The following is a 21980-nucleotide window of genomic DNA, read 5'->3' on the forward strand; positions in this document are numbered from 1 at the left end:
TCATGCTGCTCTGAATGAGATCCCATCAAGCGACACGTAGACAGGGCTACCAACCTGCGGCGTCAGGCTCCCACCTGGCGTAATGGCCACAAACCCAAATGAGTTGTTGGACACGCAAGCGTGGTAGGAAGTACTGGCAGGCCGGAATCCTGGCGGCAGGACAAACGCAATGCTTGGCACGGTCCCAGACTTGATCGCGCCACGAAGGTGAACAATCCCGTCTGTATCCTTGTAGTAGGAAACGGCGCCAAACGTACCGCCGCCATAATCTACCCAGGAATTTTGATAAGGCGTAACAAGAATCCAGTCGTATTGCGCTGCAGTCTGTCGGTCCGTGCAGTTATAGACGTTGGGGCCAAGGTTGTTTGGGCACGGAGTGTTGGCAAACATGATGCCAGTCAGGCCGCCGGCCTGCTCGGCATAGCCAGCTACCTGGGTCGTGAATCGCGGTACTCGGCAAGGTCAGATGACCGTAGCTCGGCCAGCGACTTACCGCCATACCTCCCCTCGGACCACGTTTTTATCCGGGTCAGCTCCTGGCGAGCCCCCTTCTTCTGCGCAGATACTTCCCGCGCATAGCGCTCAAAAGCCTTCGCAACAGTAGTGGTCTCGGCCTCCCTGGTATCGACGAAGCGCTTGCGCGACATATCCCCCTCGATTTCAGAAGCCCACCGCTGTGCCTCCGCCTTCATGTCGAACGAAGCCGAAAGTGCCGGGTATCCTTTTTTGCGGATCTTGGTCCGCCATGTCCCATTGGGACGCTGTTCGATAGTCGCCATGCAGCGGATTTTGCCGATCAGCCTTGGGACATGCAAACGGTGTCGGTGTCCCAGGATTGTCCCAATCCACACGCCGAACAAAATCCGCAGGCATAAAAAAAGCCCCGCAAGCTCAATCGCTGCGGGGCTTTTAAGAGTGGAGGCCGAGGTCGGAATCGAACCGGCGTAGGCGGATTTGCAATCCGCTGCATAACCATTTTGCTACTCGGCCTCAAACGATCAATGCCTTTACCACTGGCACTCACCGCATAAAAACTTGAGTGGGCCAAAAAGCCCTACCTCTACTCTAACTCATTGAATACATTGAAGTTTTTAATGCTTCGTTGCGTTCGATGGGCGCCATTATGTACTCATTTGCCAATGCCTGCAACCCCTTGATTTCAAAAATATTTCGCAGCGGCATCAAGGGTTTGCGTGCATGGCCTACTCCTGGATGCGCTGTAATTGATAGTGCGGGTCGGCCTTGATCTGGGCTTCGGTGAAGGGCAGCGAACGCAGTTTTTTCTCGGAGAACGCTTGGGTCTGGTCCTTGGCATAGTTCGACGCGGGGTTACTGGACAGGGAGAACGTCAGTACGCCCTGGGCCTGGGGGCCCTTGTCGTCGAAGGTGACGATTTGCAGGTAGCTGCTGCCGCTGACGACTTCGCGCTTGCCGTCGGCGCGGGGCACGGTTTGCATCGCGTTATAGACGCCCAGTTCCTGCGGGCCACCGTGGATCGGGGTTTGCCCGGAGCGTTGCACATCGCCCCAGTGGCTCTGCGCGCCAAGGCCTCGTTTGGCGACGTCGGCCGTGGAAGCCAGCATGGCTTCGCGCAAGGCGTTGGCCACGGGTTCGCGGTCGATGGCCAGGCCGCGAGGTGTGGTCAGGGGCTGCGCCGGGTCGAAGGTTACGCGCCAGGCGTCGGGGAGTTGCTGCAGGTGTTCCATCAAGTTGATGAAGTGCACCAGGCCGATGCCGCTGTCGAGGTTGGCGTGCCGGTCCCAGGTTTGGAGGCTGGCACACAACGGCTTCAACGCCTGCGCATCGGTGCCCAGTTGTCTGGCGCAGAACTGCAGCAGGTCGGGCATGACCTGGCCGGCCAGGTACACCTCGTTGTCCATCACCATGTGTTGCAGGTCCGCAACGGTGATCGGCTGCTTGGCCAGGGATTGCAGGCGTTGCAGGGCAAACCGCGCGCGCGGGCCAAGGCTGATGTTGTCCTGGCTGATCACCGCAGAGAACCCGGCAAGCGGCGCCTGGGGGTTGACCATCCAGGCGGAATCATTGGAATGCTGCACATAGTCGGTGCGTTCCAGTTGCGGCAATTGTTCGGCTGGGAAGATGCCGGGCTGGGCGGCGCGCGGGTCAATGTCCCAGGCACAGGCGCTGCGAGCGCCGTCGAGCATGATCAGTTGCACGCCGGCGCGTGGGTCGCTGCATTGCGCGAGTTTGGCCGCGTTGACGTTGGGCACCACCGACTGGTTCATGTACAGGCTCTGGCCCTGGTCGTCGGCGGCCAGGGTGTTGACCCACGGGATGCCTTGCAGGGTGTGCACCGAGTTTTGCAACGCCTTGAGGCTGGCCGCGCGGTTCATTGCGTACCACTGTTGCAGCACGCGGTCATTGCCGAGGTTGGCGTCGCGCAGGCTGAAAGCCGTGTGACGGTCCCAATCGAGCTTGCCGGGCCATTGCACAACGGGGCCGAACAGTGAGCTGTAGACCGTGTGGTTCACCGCTTTAACGCTGCCGTCGGGTTGTTTGACCTGCACGTTCACCGAAGTTTTATCCATTGCAACGGACTTGCCATCCAGCATGTAGCGCGTGGAATCCTTGGGGTCCAGGGTCAATCGGTACAGGGTGAAATGCTTGGACGTGTCTACCGTATGGGTCCACGCCACGTGTTGGTTAAAGCCGATGTTCACCACCGGCAAGCCCGGCAACGCGGCGCCCATCACATCCAGTTGCCCGGGAATGGTCAGGTGCATTTCATAAAACCGCATGCCGCCTACCCAGGGAAAATGCGGGTTGGCCAGCAGCATGCCGCGCCCGTTGAACGAGCGATCACGCCCCACCGCCACCGCGTTACTGCCGCGGTCCAGGCTGAAGCGTTGTTGATTGGCCGCGGCCAGTTCAAAGGCCTTGGCGCCGGTGTGCACGGCGGCGGTGGCGTGAGGTGGCGTGGCGCCGACCAGGGCTTCGGCGAACTGGCCGACACCGCCTTCGACCAACAGCCTGCGGGTCAGCTTGACCAGATCCTCGGCAACCAGTGGCCGCACCCACGTCGCCTGGCACTGCGCGGGGGCGCCCTGCTCTTTCAGGTAGCGGTTGTAACCGGCGACGTAGCCTTCGATACGCTGTTGGATCTGCGGGCTCTGCGCCTTCCAGAACGCGGCAACCGCACCCGGCGAATTCAGCCAGGTAAAAAACACATCACTGGCCAGGTTGTTGCGCTCTTCGAGGGTCGCCTGTTCGGGGCCGAAGTACCTGGCCCGCTCGCCGTTCACCGTGACCACCTCATTGGCCAGCAGGCACAGGTTGTCCTGGGCATAGGCGTAACCGATGCCGAAGCCCAGGCCCCGCTCATCGTCAGCGCGGATGTGCGGCACGCCGAAACTGGTGCGCCGGATATCCGCCGACGCCTGCGCCACCTGCTCCCGCGCCGATGCGGCCAGGCTCAGCCCCAGCAACACACCCGTCACACATACCCTGGACACCCGATTGGAAATAATCACGCAGACTCCACCGTCAAATTGAACACCCTCACAAGGGGCAACCACCCCACCGTAAGAACGCAATCAACCGGGAAGAATTTAGCGCCAGCGCGGTTTATTCAGGGCGATGGCTGTGTGACAAAACCGATACCGACAAAATTTCTACATCCTTCACTTCATGATTTCGCTCGCTCGTTCGTCTTAGTTACTAAGAGCGCCATCATTTTCCTGATCAGGCTCTGATAAGGAGTTTTTGCATGTACAACCCGACAGTGCCCACGGAAGGACATTCAACGGCCGCCGATGCCAATTTCGGCAGCGGCGCGCAAGCGTTCGGTAAAACGCCCGAACAGCAAGGCAACCAGCGTATCCGCCATTTGCTCAAATGTTTTGGTTTGCGTACCAGCCTGATTCGGCTGAAGGTCATCGATGCCCTGCTCACCGCCGCCAGCAACCAGCGCACCCTTGGGGTGCGCGGCGTGCACAGCCATTTGCTCGAGCTGGGCATTCCATTGTCGTTTCTCAGTGTGCGCGAGGTGCTCAAGCGCCTGTGCAGCGAGGGCGTGATCACCCTCAACACCGACAAGAGCTACAGCCTCCATGAAGAGGCCGCCAAAGTGCTCGAAGGCCGCGCCTGACTCAGAGGTTAGGCTTGACCTTGCGACGCATCACGCCGTTGATCACCACCACCACCACGGCAATCGCAATGGCGATGTACTGGAAGGTTTTTTCGCTGATAGCCCCGGTGTTCTGCAGGTAGGACAGGCCGAACATCGATCCCAGTACCACCAGGGAAATCAGAATCGAGTATTTCAAGCGTTGCTTTTGGGTCATGACGGGGTCCTGAAGCTGAAAGTGTATGCACTGAATGATCGCCGAACATGCGAGGCATCGGGTCGGCAAATTCGTATCTTACAGACGATAAAACGCTTTGGCTCGTCCGACGCCGGATTCAGCGATGGCCTGCCACGCCTGCTGGGCGACAGACTAAACCTCAAAACCCTGGGGCAAAAACTCAATGAGATCGCCACACGCTTGGGAGAAAACGCAACGCCCCAGGCGATCCTGGCAGCGTTGAAAGCAACGGCCATGATCATCGACCCCGCTTCACCGGAGCGCAGCCAAGCCGATGCCTCCGTTACCCTGCTGGATTACCTCCGGTCCCGAGGCCTGGCGCTACCCACCAGCCACTTTGCATTGACGGCCCTGGCAGGGGCCGTGTTCAACAGAGCCCTGGAACATCCCTTGGGCAGTTTCGGCGGCGGGCTGTCATGGCCATTCCCCCTCAGCCCTGAGCGGCAACGTACGCTCGTCGCACTCGACGTAAACGCCACGTTCAACGAGCAATTCAATCAGGCGATCGACTCGCGCAAAAAAGGCATCACTGCGACGATCAAACACCTGATCGCTCAACTGCCGCTGCCCGACAGGCAAAACCTGGAATACGCCAAGCTCGAGTTCTATCAAAACAATACCTACACACTGGGTACGGGCTTATTCGGCAGAACACTCGAAGAAAAAAACCAAACGCTGCTGGTTAAAGCCACCGGCGTGGCAGGTGAAACCGTTTATAAAATCGATTTGAAACAGGGGGCCATTACCGGGGTTCCAGGCACCGAGCTGACCCAGCAACGGCAGCGCACCTCCAACCGGGTCTATCCGATAGAAAAGTTCACCCCCACCCGCGTCGGCCAAGCTCAATGGCTCAACGCCGCCCCCGCAGCCGCCCCACTGCCGGTGCCCCTGAGCTATGCAAGCGCACGAACACAGGCCATTGCCGATGTGTTTGTCGAGCACCTTGATATCGACAATGAGGATGCAGTCCAGGCAGCCAAAGGCACCAGCCGCTATGACCAACAGAGGGATTCGGAAGGCAAACTGACCGATTTGCGCCTTAACGTTGCAACCCGGTACCCGGCGTGGCGCACAGCTCAACCAGCCAATCCACAAACACCCGCACCCGCTGTGATAACTGGCGATGCGGCGGGTACAGCGCGGTCAGCGCCATTTTCGGCACGGCCACCTGCGGCAGTACTTCCACCAGCGCGCCCAGGGCCAAGCGTTGCACGGCGTGATAGTACGGGGCCTGGATCAACCCGTACCCGGCCTCGCAGGCGCAAAAGTAGCCATCCGCACCGTTGACCGCGACCACCTTGGGCAGGTTGACCGCGCGCAGTTCGCCGCCCACTTCAAACTCCAAGCCAAACCGTTTGCCGCTGGCGCTGGAAACGTACTCGACCATCTGGTGCCGGGCCAGGTCGTCCAGGGTCTCGGGCACGCCCATGCGCGCCAGGTAGGCGGGGCTGGCCAAGGTGATTTGATCCATCATCGCCAAGGGCCGCGCCACCAGCGATTCGTCCAGGGCCAGGCCGCCGCGCAACACGCAATCCACGCCCTCGCGAATCAGGTCCACCGGGCGGTCGTTGAGGCCGATTTCCAAGGCGATGTGCGGGTAACGCGCGGTAAACGTCGGCAGCGCCGGGATGACCAGGTAGCGGCCGATGCCCGCCGGCATATCAATGCTCAAAGTGCCGCGCGGGTTCTGGCGCTGGGTGGAAAACACCGCCTCGGTTTCTTCCAGGTCGGTGAGCAACTGCACGCAGCGCTGGTAATACGCCGCGCCGTCGAGGGTCGGGCTGACTTGGCGCGTGGTGCGCTGCAACAGCTGCACGCCCAGGTGCGCTTCCAATTGTTTGATCAGGATCGTCACCGAGGCGCGAGGCAGTTGCAGGCTGTCGGCGGCCTTGGCGAACCCGCCCAGCTCGACGATCCGGGTAAACACGCGCATCGCATTAAAACGGTCCAACGGCGGCACCCCGGCTTATTGTTTAGATATTACGAATAGTGATAGTGCTTTTAGCCTGTTTATCCCGATTCTGTCGAGCGTAACAATGATGCCGTCATCCAAAGGAGCTGCACCCATGCACACTCGTCAACTCGGTAAAAACGGCCCACGTGTTTCCGCCATCGGCCTCGGCTGTATGGGCATGAGCGATTTCTACACGCCCGGCAGCGACAGCACCGAAGCCATCGCCACCTTGCACCGCGCGCTGGAGCTGGGCGTGAACTTTCTCGACACCGCCGACATGTACGGCCCTCACACCAACGAGCAACTGATCGGCAAAGCCATTGCCGGCAAGCGCGACCAGGTGTTCCTGGCGAGCAAATTCGGCATCCTGCGCGACCCGGCCAACCCGGCCCTGCGCGGTGTGAATGGCCGCCCCGAGTACATCCGCGAGTCCATCAACGGCACCTTGCAACGGCTTGGCGTCGACACCTTGGACTTGTACTACCAACACCGCATCGACCCTGAAGTGGCCATCGAAGAAACCATCGGCGCCATGGCCGAGCTGGTGCAACAGGGCAAGGTGCGTTACCTCGGCTTGAGCGAAGCGTCCGCCGCGACCCTGGAACGGGCGCACAAGGTGCACCCCATCAGCGCCCTGCAAAGCGAATACTCACTGTGGAGCCGTGACCAGGAGCACAACGGCTGCCTCGCCACGTGCCAACGCCTGGGCATCGCGTTTGTGCCCTACAGCCCGTTGGGGCGTGGTTTTCTCACCGGCGCGCTGAAAAGCCCGGACGATTTCGGTGCCGATGACTACCGCCGCTTCAACCCGCGCTTTCAGGGGGAGAATTTCACCAAAAACCTGCAACTGGTGAAACAGGTACAAACCCTTGCGGCGGACAAAGGCGTAACGGCCGGGCAACTGGCGCTGGCCTGGGTATTGGCGCAAGGCGACTTCATCATCCCGATCCCGGGGACCAAGCAGCGCAAGTACCTGGAAGAGAACGTCGCGGCCGTGTCGATCAGCCTCAGCCCGGCCGAGCTGGGGGCGCTGCAAGCGATCTTCCCCGCCGACGCCACCGCAGGCCTGCGCTACCCCGAAGAAGTCATGGCGATGCTGGATATCTGAGGAGCGCGGCGCTCCGACTTTCTTGTACGCACGTACCTAAAGCTCCCGTGCGCCGGGCCGATAGCCTTACGAAGCTCTAATAAAGCCGCGTCGACAATAACGCTTCGTAAGGACGGCCCCATGCCCCCACTGCGCTCTATCCAAGCCCGCTACACCCTGTTTCTGGTGCTGTTCGTCCTGGTGCTGTTCGTATTGACCGTCGTCGGCATCGGCCAGTTGGTCGCGCCGACGCTGCGTCACACCGAAGAACAGGTGGTGCTCAACCGCGTCGCCGAGGTGGCCGAACGGATCAAGGGCGAGCTCAACAAGGTTCAGGCCCAGCAACGCACCATCACGCAGACCGTACCCCTGCTCGACAGCGACGCCATCGACAAGGTCCTGCCCGGCCTGGTGGACCAGTACGGTGAGCTCAAAGTGTTTGGCGGCGGCATCTGGCCGTTGCCCAACCAACGCACACCGGGGCGTAACAAGCACAGTACGTTCTGGCACCGCGACGCGTCGGGCAAGCTGATGGTGAACACCTTCTGGAACAGTGACCCGGCGCCCAACTATTACGACCAGAGCTGGTACAAAGGCGGCCTCGCCGCACCGCGCGGGCAATGCGCCTGGGCCGCCGCCTACAAGGACGACGCCAGCCAGGAGCCGCGCACCAACTGCGCCATGGCGATCCAGCGCGACGGCGCCGCGTATGGCGTAGCGACTATCGATGTGACCCTGGGTTTCTTCAACGACCTGGTGGCCAGCAAGGAAAAGGACATCGGCGGGCAAATGCTGATCGTCGAAGGCGACGGCAAGATCATCAGCAACAGCTCGCGCCTGAGCAGCCCGGTAGTGCTCAAGAACATCAGCGAATTGACCGGCACATCAGCCTTTGCCGCCCAGGTCAGCAAAGCCCTGGCGCATCGCGACCAGGCCTTGCAACGCAGCGAATTCGACAATGGCGGCGTCGCCAGCACTTTTTATATGCGCCCCATCGAAGGCACGCCGTGGTTCCTCGCCACCGCCCTGCCCACCTCACTGATCACCGCACAGCGTGACGACGTGCTCGGCAGCCTGGCCCTGTTGCAAATCCCCATGGTGGTGTTGCTGGTGCTGCTGGCGCTGTATGCGATCCGCCAATTGGTGCAGCGCATGAAGACTCTCAAAACCAACATCGACGCCCTGTCCACGGGCGACGCCGACCTGACCCGACGCATCACCATCCGCGCCGAAGACGAACTGGGCGCGATTGGTCACTCGGTGAACCGTTTTATCGTGTACCTGCAAAACATGATCGGCGAAGTGACCCAGGCCACTGGCGCCATGTCGTCGGGCCTTGAGCAATTGCAACGCACCTCGGCGCACACCAACCAGATCCTGGTGCGCCACGCCTCGGAAACCGATCAGACCGTCACCGCGATTACCGAGATGAGTTCCACCGCCGACACCGTCGCGCAAAATGCCGCCGAAACGGCCGCCTTCACCCAACGCGCCAACGAGCATGCCGACCGCTCCCGCGTGGTGGTGGGGGAAGCGTCGAGCAGCGTCGGCGCCTTGATCGGCGAAGTGTCCAGCGCCACCCAAAGCGTGGAAAACATGCGCCAGGACGCCGCGCGCATCACCGAGACCCTGGGTGTGATCGGTGCGATTGCCGGGCAGACCAACCTGCTGGCGCTCAACGCCGCCATTGAGGCCGCACGGGCGGGTGAGCAAGGCCGAGGCTTTGCGGTGGTGGCCGACGAAGTGCGCGCCCTGGCCGCGCGCACCCAGGCCAGCACGTCGCAGATCAATGAAATGCTGGCGCGGCTGACCAGCGGCGTGAGTTCGTCGGTGGCGGCCATGGAAAACACCCAGGCCAGTTGCCAATCGGCGGCGGACGCCACGGCGCGGGTTAACACCGGGTTGGATGAAATGGCCGGCTCCGTGAGCCATATCAACAACCTCAGCACCCAGATCGCCACGGCCGCCGAGCAGCAAAGCGCGGTGACCGAGGAGATCAACCGCAGCATGGTGCAGATCAGGCATATGGTCGAAGAACTGGTGGAAAGCGGCCATGCCACTGAAACCAATACGCAAAGTCTGCTCGACGCGAATGGCCGGGTGATCAGCCTGATGAGCCGCTTCAAAGTGCGCTGATCAATGGCATCCAGACTCCCGTGCAAAGCACGGGAGTAGGGCTATTCTGACAGCTCATAGTTGCAACACAGGAGGTGTGCCATGCGCGCTGTCGAGCAGTCGGTCCGCTTGGAGCGGATCAGTCAGGAACGCATTATCAACGCCCCCATCGATACCGTTTATGACTATGTGACTCAACCGGATCGCTGGCACGAATGGCACCCCTCCTCCCTCAGTGCCGACACCGGCACCACCGGCTCCCTCTGCGCCGGTGCGCGGTTTACCGAAATGATCGACCTGTTGGGTATCCGCGTACCCATGAGCTATCGCGTACAAATCGCCCGCCGCCCCGATGAGTTCAAGACGGTGTTTACCTCCATGGCCGTCGACGGTTCGATCCACTATGTCCTGCAACCCTGCGCTGACGGCACGCTGTTCAAGCGCGTGCTGACCTATGGAACCGAGTTGCAGTTGGCCAGCCTGCATGAGCGCATGCTCAACCTGTCGAGCACCGCCCTGGACCGGCTCAAGCATCGGCTGGAACACCCGCCTTTTGTATAATCTTGAAACATTACCCTGACGTCACACCGATAAAAGCAGGGAGAATGCCCGCCTTACTGCCTGGAAATCGGACGACACCACGATGAAAACCCCACTACGTTTGGCCCTGCTTTGTGCACTGTTCACCACCAACCTGGCCCAGGCCGCAGAGCTGATCCCTATCGACGTGCACCGTGACGCCAATTGCGGTTGCTGCAAAAAGTGGATCAGCCACCTGCAAAGCAACGGTTTCAAGGTCAATGACCATGTCGAGGCCGACATGAGCGCCGTCAAGCAACGCCTGGGCGTGGTCCCGCGCCTGGGCTCCTGCCATACCGCCGTGATCGACGGCAAGTTCGTTGAAGGCCATGTGCCAGCCGACCAGGTGCTGGCGTTGCGCAAACGTGACGATCTGCTCGGCATCGCGGCACCCGGCATGCCGATGGGTTCGCCCGGCATGGAAGTGGATGGGCGCAGCGAGGCCTATCAAGTCATCGGGTTGACGCGCGACGGTAACGATGTGGTGGTGGCCGATTACCCGGCGCGCTGATCGGTGCTGATGGGTTACCTCGGGCTATTCCTGGCCGCGTTTGGCGCGGCGACCCTGCTGCCGCTGCAATCGGAAGCGGTGCTGGTCGGCCTGCTGGTCAGCGGGCATTACAGCCTGTGGTGGCTGTTGGGTATCGCCACGCTGGGCAACGTACTCGGCTCGCTGGTCAATTGGCTGCTGGGGCGCTGGGTGGAACACTTCAAGCAACGGCGCTGGTTTCCGGTCAGCGACACGCAACTTGCAAAAGCACGTGTTCATTACCAGCGTTGGGGGCATTGGACGCTGCTGCTCAGTTGGCTGCCGATCATCGGCGACCCGCTGACCCTGGTGGCCGGTGTGATGCGTGAACCGCTGTGGCGTTTTTTGCTGCTGGTGACGCTGGCCAAAAGCCTGCGCTACGCAGTGCTCGCCGCCGTGACCTTGCACTGGGTGTTAATCCCCCGTTAATCGCCTCGCAACAGCATCCGAAGACCCTTTTTTCGGAGCCCTCGCCCATGTCTTTACGCCGCACCGTTTGTGCCGTCGGCCTGCTCACAACCAGCGTCACGCCCGTATTTGCGGCCACCTACGGCCCTGAACTGCAAGGTTTCAAATACCCCTACCCCCTTGAAACATTTCAACTTCCAATCCCAGGGCCAATCCCTGCAAATGGGCTACATGGACGTGCCTGCCAAAGGCAACCCCAATGGCCGCAGCGTGGTGCTGATGCACGGCAAGAATTTCTGCGGCGCTACCTGGGAAAGTTCGATCAAAGCCCTGAGCGACGCCGGTTACCGGGTGATCGCGCCGGACCAGATTGGCTTTTGCACCTCCAGCAAGCCCGCCTATTACCAGTACAGCTTCCAGCAACTGGCCAGCAACACCCATCAATTACTGGAAAAGCTCGGCGTTCAAAAGGCCACCCTCCTGGGGCACTCCACCGGCGGCATGCTCGCGACGCGTTACGCGCTGATGTACCCCGAGCAGACCGAGCAGTTGGCAATGGTCAACCCCATCGGCCTGGAAGACTGGAAAGCCCTGGGCGTGCCCTACCTCACCGTGGACCAGTGGTACGCGCGTGAACTCAACGTCAGCGCCGAGGGGATTCGCAACTACCAACTCAACACCTATTACGTGGGGCGCTGGAAGCCCGAGTACGAGCGCTGGGTGGACATGTACGCCGGCCTCGCCACGGGCCCCGGGCGCAAGCGGGTTGCATGGAACTCGGCGCTGATTTACGACATGATCCTCAACCAGCCGGTGTACTACGAGTTCAAAAACCTGCAGATGCCCACCCTGCTGCTGATCGGCACTTCCGACACCACGGCGATCAATAAAGATATTGCATCGCCACAGGTCAAGGCCCGCATCGGTCACTACGACAGGCTGGGCAAACAGGTGGCCAAGCTGATTCCCCGCGCCACCCTGGTGGAATTCACCGGCCTGGGGCACGCACCGCAGATGGAAGCGCCGGAAAAATTCCACACGGCGCTGTTGCAAGGTTTGAACGCGCTTTAATCCAACCGTTGTGAGGCAAGGGCAATGTCGGTACAGATCGCAGTCATTGATGATTGGCAGAACGTGGCCAGTGGCGTGGTGGATTGGTCGGCGCTCAAGGCCGTGGGCCAGGTGCATTTTCTGCACGATTACCCGGCGGACACCGCCGTGATGATCGAGCGCTTGCACAGGTTCCAGGTGATTTGCGTCATGCGCGAACGCACCACCTTCGACTCGGCGCTGTTGCAGGGCCTGCCCAACCTCAAGCTGCTGGTGACCGGCGGCATGCGCAACGCGGCCCTCGACATTCCCGCCGCCAAGCGCCTGGGCATTCAGGTTTGCGGCACCGACAGCTATAAACACGCGGCGCCGGAACTGACGTGGGCGTTGATCATGGCCAGTAGCCGTAACCTGCTCGCCGAGGCCAATTCCCTGCGGGCCGGCCACTGGCAGGTGGGCCTGGGCGGCGACCTGCATGGCAAGACCCTGGGCATCCTGGGGCTGGGCAGCATTGGCCAGAAGGTCGCGCGCTTTGCCCAAGTGTTCGGCATGCGCGTGATTGCCTGGAGTGAAAACCTCACGCCCGCGCGCGCGGCCGAGGCGGGCGTGACCTGGGTCAGCAAAAAAACGCTGTTCGAAGAGGCCGATATCCTCACCATCCACCTGGTGCTCAGCGAGCGCAGCCGTGGCCTGGTGGATGCCGAGGCGTTGGGGTGGATGAAGCCCGGCGCACGTTTGGTGAATACCGCGCGTGGGCCGATCGTGGATGAACCGGCGCTGGTGCAGGCGTTGCAGAGCGGCCGTCTGGCAGGGGCTGCGCTGGACGTTTATGGCGAAGAGCCATTGCCGTCGGACCACCCCTTCCGCCAGTTGCCGAATGTACTGGCCACGCCTCATGTGGGCTATGTGAGCGAGCAGAACTACCGGCAGTTCTATGGGCAGATGATTGAGAATATCCAGGCGTGGGCCCAAGGGTCGCCGATTCGCCTGCTCGGCTGATGCACCTTTTAAGTGCGCGCGCACTGCTGTTGCCCTGCACACAGTGCCTCTCCACCGGCGTGACGGCCCCGAATTGGGGCCGCTTCACGACCCGGCGCAACAGAGCTGCCTCGTCTCGGATGCAGGTCGTTTTATAAAGCTGCATAAGGTTACAAGTTTTTTGTCCTACAAAAACCTTCCAGAAACCCTACAGGCTCTGGGATCTGTCCTAGACTCATGACCGATGGGTCCGTTTCAAAACAAAAACCCCGCAAAAAAACTAAACTTTTCAACTCGGCCCTTGGTCAAGTTTTAAGGCAAGGCGAGCACACCGCGATTCACGCTACATGCCCGTCCATCCAATCTTTTTAAGCTAACCGTGCAGCTGGCATACGCCTTGCCAGTTCGTAATGCGCTTGTGCGCCTGGCCGCAGGATGCGGTCATCGGAGCTAATGGCAGCGGGCCATTAGCCGACCAACACGTGGAGAGAATTATGATCAGTGCCGCAGCAAGTATTCAGGGAGAACGTGTTAGTCAGCCAGTTGGCGGGTCGACCCCTTTAGTCGACCTCAACACGGTGCGGCCGGTGTCCAGTCATAACCCCAATCGAAAGAAAGTGCTGTTTGTAACGTCTGAATTTGCCGACCTGGTGAAGACCGGCGGCCTGGGCGACGTATCGGCCGCCCTGCCCCGCGCCATGGCGCATCTGCATGATGTGCGCGTGCTGATCCCCGGTTACCCGCAGGTGATGGAAAGCGACAACCCGATCCATATCATCGGCGAGCTGGGTGGCCACGCCGCGCTGCCGCCGTGCAAGATCGGGCGCATGGACCTCAAGGACGGCCTGGTCATTTATGTGCTGATCTGCCCCGAGCTCTACGAGCGCGAAGGCACGCCCTACGGCGCCAACAACGGCCGCGACTGGCCCGACAACCATATTCGCTTCGCCCGCCTGGGCCTGGCCGCCGCCGACATGGCCGCCAACCTGGCGCAGATCCACTGGTGCCCGGACTTGGTGCACGCCCACGACTGGCCCGCCGGCCTGGCCCCGGCGTATATGCACTGGCGTGGGTCACGCACGCCCACCCTGTTCACCATTCACAACCTGGCCTACCAAGGCGTGGTCAGCCTGGCCTCCACGCCGGAGCTGGGCATTCCGCCTCACGCCCTGCAACAGGAAGGCATGGAGTTCTACGGCAAAATGTCGTTCCTCAAGGCCGGCATGGCGTACTCCAGCCATATCACCACGGTGAGCGCCACCTACGCCCAGGAAATCACCACCCCGGAATTCGGCTGCGGCCTCGACGGTTTCCTCGCCGCCAAGACCCAGCAAGGCCTGCTCAGCGGGATCCCCAACGGTATCGATGAAAGCTGGGAAACCTCCACCGACGAGCATCTGGTCCACAACTTCAATATCGGCGACTGGGAAGGCAAGGCGATCAACGCCGCCCATGTACGCGAGTTGTTCGGCCTGCATGACTCCACCGGCCCGCTGTTTGCCGTGGTCTCGCGCCTGGTCTACCAAAAAGGCCTGGACCTGACCGAAGCGGTCGCCGACTTCATCGTCGAAAACGGCGGCCAGATCGCGATTATCGGCCGGGGCGAGCCGGAAGAAGAACAGGCCATGCGCGAACTGGCGCTGCGCTTCCCCGGCCAGGTCGGTGTGCGCATCGGCTTCAACGAGACCGACGCACGCCGCATGTTCGCCGGCAGCGACTTCCTGCTGATGCCCTCGCGCTACGAGCCCTGCGGCTTGAGCCAGATGTACGCCCAGCGCTTCGGCTCACTGCCGGTAGCGCGCAATACCGGCGGGCTGGCCGACACCATCGAGGATGGCGTAACCGGGTTCCTGTTCAATGAATCCACGGTACAAAGCTACGAAGAAGCGCTCAGTCGCGCCTTCAAGGTGTTTGCCTTCCCCGGCCTGCTCAATGCCATGCGCTGCCGGGCCATGACTCAACCCTTCAATTGGTGCCAGGCGGTGGAACCCTACGCCGAACTGTATGAACAACTGGTCGCTAAAGCGCTGGGGAAACAAACCAAGTAATCAAGGGAGGTCTCTATAGATGCCATTACGGAATATGGAAACCTGGCCCCACGGCGCAATCATGCTGGACGCGCAACACACGCGTTTTGCTTTGTGGGCGCCAGACGCGTTTTATGTCAGCGTTGAATTGGAAGACGGCAACTCCATCGCCATGCTGCCCCAGGCCGATGGTTGGTTTGAAGTTGAAATAAAGTGCCCGGCGGGCACGCGCTACCGCTACAACATCGACGGCGAACGGGATGTGCCAGACCCGGCCTCCCGGGCCCAGGCTTCAGACGTACATGGCTGGAGCCTGGTGGTCGACCCCCTTGCCTATACCTGGCAACACGCCAACTGGCATGGCCGGCCGTGGCACGAAGCGGTGATTTACGAACTGCACGTCGGCGCGCTGGGCGGCTACGCCGAGGTCGAGAAACACCTGCCACGACTGGCCGAGCTGGGCATTACCGCGATTGAACTGATGCCATTGGCGCAGTTCCCCGGCGAGCGCAATTGGGGTTACGACGGCGTACTGCCCTACGCACCGCAATCGTCCTACGGCACACCCGAGCAACTCAAACACCTGATCGACAGCGCCCATGGGCACGGCCTCGCCGTGATCCTCGACGTGGTCTACAACCACTTCGGCCCCGACGGCAATTACCTGGGCCAGTACGCCAAAGGCTTCTTCCAGGAGGACATCCACACGCCGTGGGGCGCGGGTATCGACTTCAACCGCCGCGAAGTGCGCGATTTCTTTCTCGACAACGCCTTGATGTGGTTGCTCGAATACCGCTTCGACGGCCTGCGGCTGGACGCCGTGCACGCGATCGACAACCCCGGCTTCCTGCAGGAACTGGCACACCGCGTGCGAGAACAGGTCGACGTCGGTCGACATGTGTGGCTGGTCCTGGAAAACGAGCTGAACCAGGCCAGCCTGTTGCAGCAGGACTTTGACGCGCAGTGGAACGACGACTTCCACAACGTGCTGCATGTGCTGCTCACGGACGAAACCGATGCGTATTATAGCGACTTCGCCACAGACGCTACCGCCAAATTGGCGCGTTGCCTGGGCGAAGGGTTTATCTATCAGGGCCAGGCCACCCGACATGGCCACGCTCGCGGCGAGCCCAGCGCGTCATTGCCGCCCACTGCCTTCGTGGCGTTTTTGCAGAACCACGACCAAATCGGCAACCGCGCCCTCGGCGAACGGCTGCATCAACTCTGCTCGCCCGACGCGCTCAAGGCCGCAACCGCATTGCTGTTGATGTCGCCGATGATCCCGTTGATGTTCATGGGCGATGAGAGCAACGCCCGCGAGCCCTTTCTGTTTTTCACCGACCACCACGGCGATCTCGCCGCAGCGGTACGTGAAGGCCGACGCAATGAATTCGCCGATTTCGCCGCGTTCCACGACCCCGAGCGCCGTGCGCGCATCCCCGACCCGAACGCCCTGTCCACCTTTGCGCAATCAGCCCCGGCGTTGGCCGATAACGCGCACACCGAGTTCTACCGCCATCTGCTCGGCCTGCGCCGCGAACACCTCGTGCCGCACCTGCCCGGCAGCGTCGCACTGGGCGCGCAGGTGCTGGCAAACGCTGCCGTGACCGCGCGCTGGCGCCTGGGCAACGGCCGCGTGCTGCAAATCGACATCAACCTGAGTGCAGCGGCGGTGGCTCACACCACAACGCAGCCGATCATTTTTGCGACGCCTGCCGACCAAGGCGCGCAACTGCCGCCGTACAGCGCACGCGTCAGCCTTTCCCCTGTTGGAGAACACCCTTGAGCGAAGCGAAACTGGAAACTCTCGCCAGCCGCGCGGGCCTGGCCGTCGATTGGATCGACGCCAACGGCCGCCCGCAACGTGTGCAACCCGACGCCCTGCGCGCCGTCCTCAAAGGCCTCGGCCACCCGGCCGATACCGATGCCGAGATCGACGCGAGCCTGCATGAACTGGAACAGGCTCAACAGGCCAAACAGCTGCCACCTTTACTGACCGTGGACAGCGGCCACGGCCTTGACCTGGCGCACTATTTCGAACCCGACACCCTGTGCCGCGTCAGCCTGGAAAACGGTGAAACCCTGGAGCTGAGGCTCGACAGCAACGCGGTGCTGCCCGGCGTGATCGCCCTGGGTTATCACCAGGTGCATGTCAACGATCAGACCTTCACCCTGGCGGTTGCGCCCAGCCACTGCTACAGCGTGGCCGAAGCGGTCGACAGCCAACCCGCGCGTGCCTGGGGCCTGAGCGCGCAGCTGTATTCACTGCGTCGCCTGGGCGATGGTGGCTTCGGCGATACCCTGGCCCTGGAACACCTGGTGCGCGCAGCCGCCGAACGCGGTGCCGATGCCCTGGCGATCAGCCCGATGCACGCGATGTTCAGCGCCGACACCTCGCGCTACAGCCCCTACTCGCCATCGAGCCGCTTGTTTCTCAACAGCCTGTATGCCTCGCCGGCGTGCATCCTTGGCGAACGCGAAGTGCGCAACGCCATCGAGGCCATCGGCCTGGTGGAGGCGTTGCACACGCTGGAACAGGGCAGCCTGATCGACTGGGCCGCCGCCGCCAATGCCAAGCAACGCCTGTTGCGGGCACTGTATGAAGACTTCCGCCACGGCCAGCACCCGCAACATGCCGACTTCCTGAGCTTCCGCCAGGCCGGCGGTGAAGCCCTGGAAAACCACTGTCGCTTCGAGGCCGTGCAAGCGGCCCGTGCAGCCGCAGGCGAAGACCTCGACTGGCGCCACTGGCCCGAGGCGTGGCGCACCCCGCAAAGCCCGGCGCTGGCGAAGTTCGCCGAGGAAAACCGTGACGAAATCGGTTACTTCGCGTTCACCCAATGGCTGATCGCCCGCTGCCTGCAACGCGCCCAGCAAGCGGCCAAAGGCAGCGGCATGGGCGTCGGTTTGATCGCCGACCTCGCCGTGGGGGCCGACGGCGGCGGCAGCCAGGCCTGGAGCCGCCAGGATGAGCTGCTGGCCGACCTGACCGTGGGCGCGCCACCCGACATCCTCAACCGCGCCGGTCAGGGCTGGGGCATTTCCGCGTTCTCCCCCGAAGGCCTCAAGCGCAATGGCTTTCGCGCGTTTATCGAGATGCTGCGCGCCAACTTCGCCCATGCCGGCGGCTTGCGCATCGACCACGTGATGGGCCTGCAACGCCTGTGGGTGATCCCCATGGACGCCTCGCCACGCGAAGGTGCCTACCTGTATTACCCGGTGGACGACATGCTGCGGCTGCTGGCGCTGGAATCCCATCGCCACCAGGCCATCGTGCTCGGTGAAGACCTGGGCACGGTACCCGATGGCCTGCGCGAAAAACTCATCGGCCGCTCGATTCTGGGCATGCGCGTGCTGCTGTTCGAACAAGACCACGACGGCCGGTTCAAACCTATCCTCGACTGGCCGGACAACGCCCTGGCCACCACCAGCACCCACGATCTGCCCACGCTCAACGGCTGGTGGCACAGCCGCGATATCGACTGGAACATCCAGCTCGGCCTGATCGATGCGCCCACCGTGGAGCAATGGAGCGAACACCGCCTGCGCGAACGCCAGGCGCTGCGCCAGGCCTTGAGCCAGGACCCGCAGAATTTCGTGGAAGAGGTCCGCAACGAAACCGACCACATGATCGACGCCAGCGTGCGCTACCTCGGCCACACCCGCGCGCCGCTGGTGCTGCTGCCGCTAGAGGATGCGCTGGGCGTGGAAGAACAAGCCAACCTGCCCGGCACCACTGACACCCATCCCAACTGGCGCCGGCGCCTGGCGGGTGAAGCCTCGAGCCTGCTCGACAATGCCGGTGCCGCGCGCCGCCTCGAACTGCTGGCCGTCGCGCGCAACCAGGCCTATGAGCGTGACCGATGAACACACTCGAACTGCGCGCAAGCCAGCGCCTGCAATTTCATAAGGGGTTTACCCTCGACGACGCGGTACCGCTGGTGCCGTATTTTGCCCGGTTGGGCATCAGCCACCTGTATGCGTCGCCGCTGCTCAGTGCGCGCGCCGGCTCCATGCACGGCTACGATGTGGTCGACCCCACGCGGGTCAACCACGAGTTGGGCGGTGAAGCGGCGTTGCGCCGTCTGGTCGCCGCGTTACGCGAACACGACATGGGCTTGATCCTCGACATTGTCTCCAACCACATGGCCGTTGGCGGTGCCGATAACCCGTGGTGGCTGGACCTGCTCGAGTGGGGCCGCTTGAGCCCCTACAGCGAATTTTTCGATATCCAGTGGCACTCGCCCGACCCCTTGCTCAAGGGCCAACTGCTGATGCCGTTTCTGGGCAGCGATTATGGCGAAGCCTTGCAGGCCGGCACGCTGACGCTGCAGTTCGATGCCGAACACGGAGCGTTTTATGCGCAGCACTACGAACACCGCTTCCCGATCTGCCCACGCGATTACGCGCTGATTCTGGGCAGCGATGAACCGCTCAAACCGCTGGCTGAGCAATTCGCCGCCCTGGCCTATCAAAACGATGCGTATGCGCAGGCGGCCGTGCTCAAGCAGGCCTTGGCCGAGCACGCCAGCGACGTACTGCCGGCCATCCAACAACGGTTGGCGCGCTTCGACGGGCGCGAACAGGAAGGCTTCGAGCGCCTGCATCATCTGCTCGAACAGCAAAGCTACCGCCTGGCCAGTTGGCGCACGGCGGCGGACGATATCAACTGGCGCCGCTTCTTCGACGTCAATGAACTGGGCGGCCTGCGCGTTGAACGCGCGCAGGTATTCGAGGCCACCCACGGCAAGATCTTCGAGCTGATCAGCGAAGGCCTGGTGGATGGCCTGCGCATCGACCATATCGACGGCCTGGCCGACCCACGCGGTTACTGCCGCAAGCTGCGGCGCCGGGTGGATGCACTGGCGCCTGGGCGGCACTTGCCGATTTTCGTCGAGAAGATTCTTGGCGACGGTGAAACCCTGCGCGAAGACTGGTGCGTGGACGGCACCACCGGCTACGAATTCATGAACCAACTGTCGCTGTTGCAGCACCACCCGGACGGCTTCGAACCCCTGGCCGACGTGTGGACGCGCCACAGCGAGCGGCCCTCGGCGTTTATCGAAGAAGCCTGGCTGGCGCGCCAGCAGATCCTCAACGGCTCCCTGGGCGGCGACTTTGAAAGCGTGGCCCAGGCCCTGCTGCAAGTGGCCCGCGATGACGTGATGACCCGCGACCTGACCCTGGGTGCGATTCGCCGCGCGTTGCAGGAACTGATCGTGCACTTCCCGGTGTACCGCACCTATATCAGCGCCCGTGGCCGGAGCGCCGCCGACGACCAGGTTTTCCAGCAAGCCCTGGAAGGCGCGCGCGGCACCTTGAGCGAAGGCGACTGGCCGGTGCTCGACCACCTGGAAAAATGGCTCGGCGGCCAGCCCTGGCGTGAGCGCCCGGTGGGCCGTGAGCGCAAGATCCTCAAGCATGCCTGCGTACGCTTCCAGCAACTGACGTCGCCGGCGGCGGCAAAGGCCGTGGAAGACACCGCGTTCTACCGCTCTGCGGTGCTGCTGTCGCGTAACGACGTGGGCTTTTGCACCGAGCGGTTCAGCGCGCCGTTGGCCGAGTTCCACGCGGTCAACCAGCAGCGCTTGCACGCCTTCCCGGACAACTTGCTCGCCACCGCCACCCACGACCATAAACGCGGCGAAGACACCCGCGCGCGCCTGGCGGTACTCAGTGAGTGCGCCGCCTGGTACGCCGAACAGGTCGAGCAATGGCGCGCCCTTGCACAGCCTTTGCGCAGCGACGCGGCCAGCCCGTCGGCGGGCGATGAGTTGATCCTGTACCAGGTGTTGCTGGGCAGTTGGCCGCTGGACCTCACCGATGACGTTGCGGGTTACCAGCAGCGCCTGTGGCAATGGCAACAAAAGGCCCTGCGCGAAGCCAAGTTGCACAGCAGTTGGAGCGCCCCCAACGAGGCCTACGAGCACGGTGTCGAAGCGTTCCTGTCGCGCCTGTTGCTCAGTGACGCAGGCCGCCCCTTGCGCACCGCGATCGGCGCGGCGGCCCAGGCGATTGCCCCGGCGGGCGCGCTCAATGGGCTGGCGCAATCCTTGCTTCGCATCACGGTGCCGGGGGTGCCGGACCTGTACCAGGGCGCCGAGTTCTGGGACTTCAGCCTGGTGGACCCGGACAACCGTCGCCCGGTGGATTTCAAGGCGCGGCAACACGCCCTGAATACCCCACCGGATATCGGCGAACTGTTGTTCAACTGGCGTGACGGGCGTATCAAACAGGCGTTGATCGCCCAGGTACTGGCCTTGCGCAAGGCCCATCCGCTGCTGTTTCGCCAGGGCCGCTACACGCCGCTGGAGGTGGTTGGGCAACACGCCGAACGGGTGGTCGCATTCTGCCGCGAACATCAGGGCAAACGCCTGCTAGTGGTGGTGCCGCGCTGGCCCCATTCACTGCTGGAAAATGGTGTGCGTCCACAGATCAATGCGCAGGTTTGGGGCGATACCCGGCTGAAATTACCGTTCGCCGCGCCAACTCAAAACTGGAAGGGACTTTTTCATACAGGCGCAGTCACACCAGACAAGGAGCTGTTGATCAGCACTGCCCTGGGGGATTTCCCGGTCAATGTCTTTATCAATCCTGATGATCAAGAAAGCTGAAAATTTTCTGTGAGGAGCATTGCGATGAGTACCGAAGACAAACGCATACGCGAACTGGCGCATCAGATCTGGGAGTCTGAAGGCAAACCCCATGGCCAGGACGCGCGCCACTGGGAGATGGCGCGCAAGTTGGCCGAATCCGAAGCGCTGACACCGAGCAAGCCAAAACCGGCCGCCAAGCCGAAGACGGCGCCCAAGCCCGCCGCAGCGAAAGCCAAACCGGCGGCGGCCAGCAAACCGGCCCCGCCGCCAGCGAAAAAACCGGCCGCGCCGAAAAAGCCCAAACCCTGACCCTTATAGCGCCATAACCCTCC

15 protein-coding genes, 1 tRNA gene and 4 pseudogenes are annotated in these 21980 nt (G+C 62.2%); 14 read left to right on the forward strand and 6 right to left on the reverse strand.

Annotated features, from left to right (window positions below; genetic code table 11):
- Positions 1-437 precede the first annotated feature (437 nt).
- The 3 genes and pseudogenes from AB4O25_RS05580 to pvdQ all read right to left on the reverse strand — a co-directional run.
- Positions 438-779: pseudogene (locus AB4O25_RS05580) on the reverse strand (site-specific integrase); the annotation flags it as partial.
- Between the two features lie 137 nt (positions 780-916).
- Positions 917-990, reverse strand: a tRNA-Cys gene (locus tag AB4O25_RS05585).
- Positions 991-1202: 212 nt separating this feature from the next.
- Complete coding sequence (pvdQ, locus tag AB4O25_RS05590; protein ID WP_460150629.1) at positions 1203-3491, reverse strand: bifunctional acylase PvdQ; 2289 nt, start codon at positions 3489-3491, stop codon at positions 1203-1205.
- A gap of 236 nt (positions 3492-3727) precedes the next feature.
- Here pvdQ and AB4O25_RS05595 point away from each other — a divergent pair, with 236 nt between their 5' ends.
- Positions 3728-4108, forward strand: a complete 381-nt coding sequence (locus AB4O25_RS05595) for a hypothetical protein (RefSeq protein WP_017530555.1) — start codon at positions 3728-3730, stop codon at positions 4106-4108.
- A gap of 1 nt (position 4109) precedes the next feature.
- Here AB4O25_RS05595 and AB4O25_RS05600 read toward each other — a convergent pair whose 3' ends face one another.
- The 3 genes from AB4O25_RS05600 to AB4O25_RS05610 form a co-directional block, all read right to left on the reverse strand.
- A complete protein-coding gene (locus AB4O25_RS05600; RefSeq protein WP_017530556.1) occupies positions 4110-4304 on the reverse strand; it encodes a hypothetical protein in 195 nt (64 codons plus the stop codon).
- A gap of 660 nt (positions 4305-4964) precedes the next feature.
- Entirely contained in the window at positions 4965-5327 is a 363-nt protein-coding gene (locus tag AB4O25_RS05605) for a hypothetical protein (protein WP_460150630.1), read from the reverse strand.
- Between the two features lie 37 nt (positions 5328-5364).
- Positions 5365-6276: a LysR family transcriptional regulator gene (locus AB4O25_RS05610; protein ID WP_116078915.1), complete on the reverse strand. Its 912-nt coding sequence runs from the start codon at positions 6274-6276 to the stop codon at positions 5365-5367.
- A 115-nt stretch (positions 6277-6391) separates the two neighbouring features.
- Here AB4O25_RS05610 and AB4O25_RS05615 point away from each other — a divergent pair, with 115 nt between their 5' ends.
- The 13 genes and pseudogenes from AB4O25_RS05615 (at position 6392) to AB4O25_RS05675 (ending at position 21957) form a co-directional block, all read left to right on the forward strand.
- Positions 6392-7387, forward strand: a complete 996-nt coding sequence (locus tag AB4O25_RS05615; protein WP_065879003.1) for an aldo/keto reductase — start codon at positions 6392-6394, stop codon at positions 7385-7387.
- A gap of 120 nt (positions 7388-7507) precedes the next feature.
- Positions 7508-8593 (forward strand): annotated as a pseudogene (locus AB4O25_RS05620) (cache domain-containing protein); the annotation flags it as partial.
- Between the two features lie 396 nt (positions 8594-8989).
- Positions 8990-9502: pseudogene (locus AB4O25_RS05625) on the forward strand (methyl-accepting chemotaxis protein); the annotation flags it as partial.
- A gap of 81 nt (positions 9503-9583) precedes the next feature.
- Positions 9584-10042 (forward strand): SRPBCC family protein, encoded by a 459-nt coding sequence (locus AB4O25_RS05630; protein ID WP_017528429.1) that lies wholly within the window; start codon positions 9584-9586, stop codon positions 10040-10042.
- Between the two features lie 82 nt (positions 10043-10124).
- Positions 10125-10571 (forward strand): DUF411 domain-containing protein, encoded by a 447-nt coding sequence (locus tag AB4O25_RS05635; RefSeq protein ID WP_017528430.1) that lies wholly within the window; start codon positions 10125-10127, stop codon positions 10569-10571.
- A gap of 3 nt (positions 10572-10574) precedes the next feature.
- Positions 10575-11018 carry a YqaA family protein gene (locus tag AB4O25_RS05640; protein WP_175404215.1) on the forward strand — a complete coding sequence of 148 codons (444 nt, stop codon included), beginning with the start codon at positions 10575-10577 and terminating at the stop codon, positions 11016-11018.
- A 47-nt stretch (positions 11019-11065) separates the two neighbouring features.
- Positions 11066-12068 (forward strand): annotated as a pseudogene (locus tag AB4O25_RS05645) (alpha/beta fold hydrolase).
- 24 nt (positions 12069-12092) lie between these two features.
- Positions 12093-13046, forward strand: coding sequence for a D-2-hydroxyacid dehydrogenase family protein (locus AB4O25_RS05650; protein WP_017528433.1), 954 nt, complete (start codon positions 12093-12095; stop codon positions 13044-13046).
- 473 nt (positions 13047-13519) lie between these two features.
- On the forward strand, positions 13520-15073 hold the full coding sequence (glgA, locus tag AB4O25_RS05655; RefSeq protein WP_026067302.1) for a glycogen synthase GlgA: 1554 nt from the start codon (positions 13520-13522) through the stop codon (positions 15071-15073).
- Between the two features lie 19 nt (positions 15074-15092).
- On the forward strand, positions 15093-16838 hold the full coding sequence (gene treZ, locus AB4O25_RS05660) for a malto-oligosyltrehalose trehalohydrolase (RefSeq protein ID WP_460150631.1): 1746 nt from the start codon (positions 15093-15095) through the stop codon (positions 16836-16838).
- Positions 16835-18919, forward strand: a complete 2085-nt coding sequence (malQ, locus tag AB4O25_RS05665) for a 4-alpha-glucanotransferase (protein WP_460150632.1) — start codon at positions 16835-16837, stop codon at positions 18917-18919. The genes treZ and malQ overlap by 4 nt, the downstream gene beginning before the upstream one ends.
- Positions 18916-21666: a malto-oligosyltrehalose synthase gene (locus AB4O25_RS05670; protein ID WP_460150633.1), complete on the forward strand. Its 2751-nt coding sequence runs from the start codon at positions 18916-18918 to the stop codon at positions 21664-21666. Before malQ ends, AB4O25_RS05670 begins: the two co-directional genes overlap by 4 nt.
- A 24-nt stretch (positions 21667-21690) precedes the next feature.
- Positions 21691-21957, forward strand: coding sequence for a DUF2934 domain-containing protein (locus tag AB4O25_RS05675; RefSeq protein WP_017528438.1), 267 nt, complete (start codon positions 21691-21693; stop codon positions 21955-21957).
- Positions 21958-21980 lie beyond the last annotated feature (23 nt).

It is taken from the genome of Pseudomonas sp. S3_A03 (assembly GCF_054668275.1).

Coding starts and splice junctions, on each gene's coding strand:
- AB4O25_RS05630 (WP_017528429.1), top strand. CDS start 9,584: ATGCGCGCTGTCGAGCAGTCGGTCCGCTTGGAGCGGATCAGTCAGGAA.
- AB4O25_RS05650 (WP_017528433.1), top strand. CDS start 12,093: ATGTCGGTACAGATCGCAGTCATTGATGATTGGCAGAACGTGGCCAGT.
- AB4O25_RS05670 (WP_460150633.1), top strand. CDS start 18,916: ATGAACACACTCGAACTGCGCGCAAGCCAGCGCCTGCAATTTCATAAG.
- AB4O25_RS05615 (WP_065879003.1), top strand. CDS start 6,392: ATGCACACTCGTCAACTCGGTAAAAACGGCCCACGTGTTTCCGCCATC.
- AB4O25_RS05635 (WP_017528430.1), top strand. CDS start 10,125: ATGAAAACCCCACTACGTTTGGCCCTGCTTTGTGCACTGTTCACCACC.
- AB4O25_RS05675 (WP_017528438.1), top strand. CDS start 21,691: ATGAGTACCGAAGACAAACGCATACGCGAACTGGCGCATCAGATCTGG.
- glgA (WP_026067302.1), top strand. CDS start 13,520: ATGATCAGTGCCGCAGCAAGTATTCAGGGAGAACGTGTTAGTCAGCCA.
- AB4O25_RS05600 (WP_017530556.1), bottom strand. CDS start 4,304: ATGACCCAAAAGCAACGCTTGAAATACTCGATTCTGATTTCCCTGGTG.
- AB4O25_RS05595 (WP_017530555.1), top strand. CDS start 3,728: ATGTACAACCCGACAGTGCCCACGGAAGGACATTCAACGGCCGCCGAT.
- treZ (WP_460150631.1), top strand. CDS start 15,093: ATGCCATTACGGAATATGGAAACCTGGCCCCACGGCGCAATCATGCTG.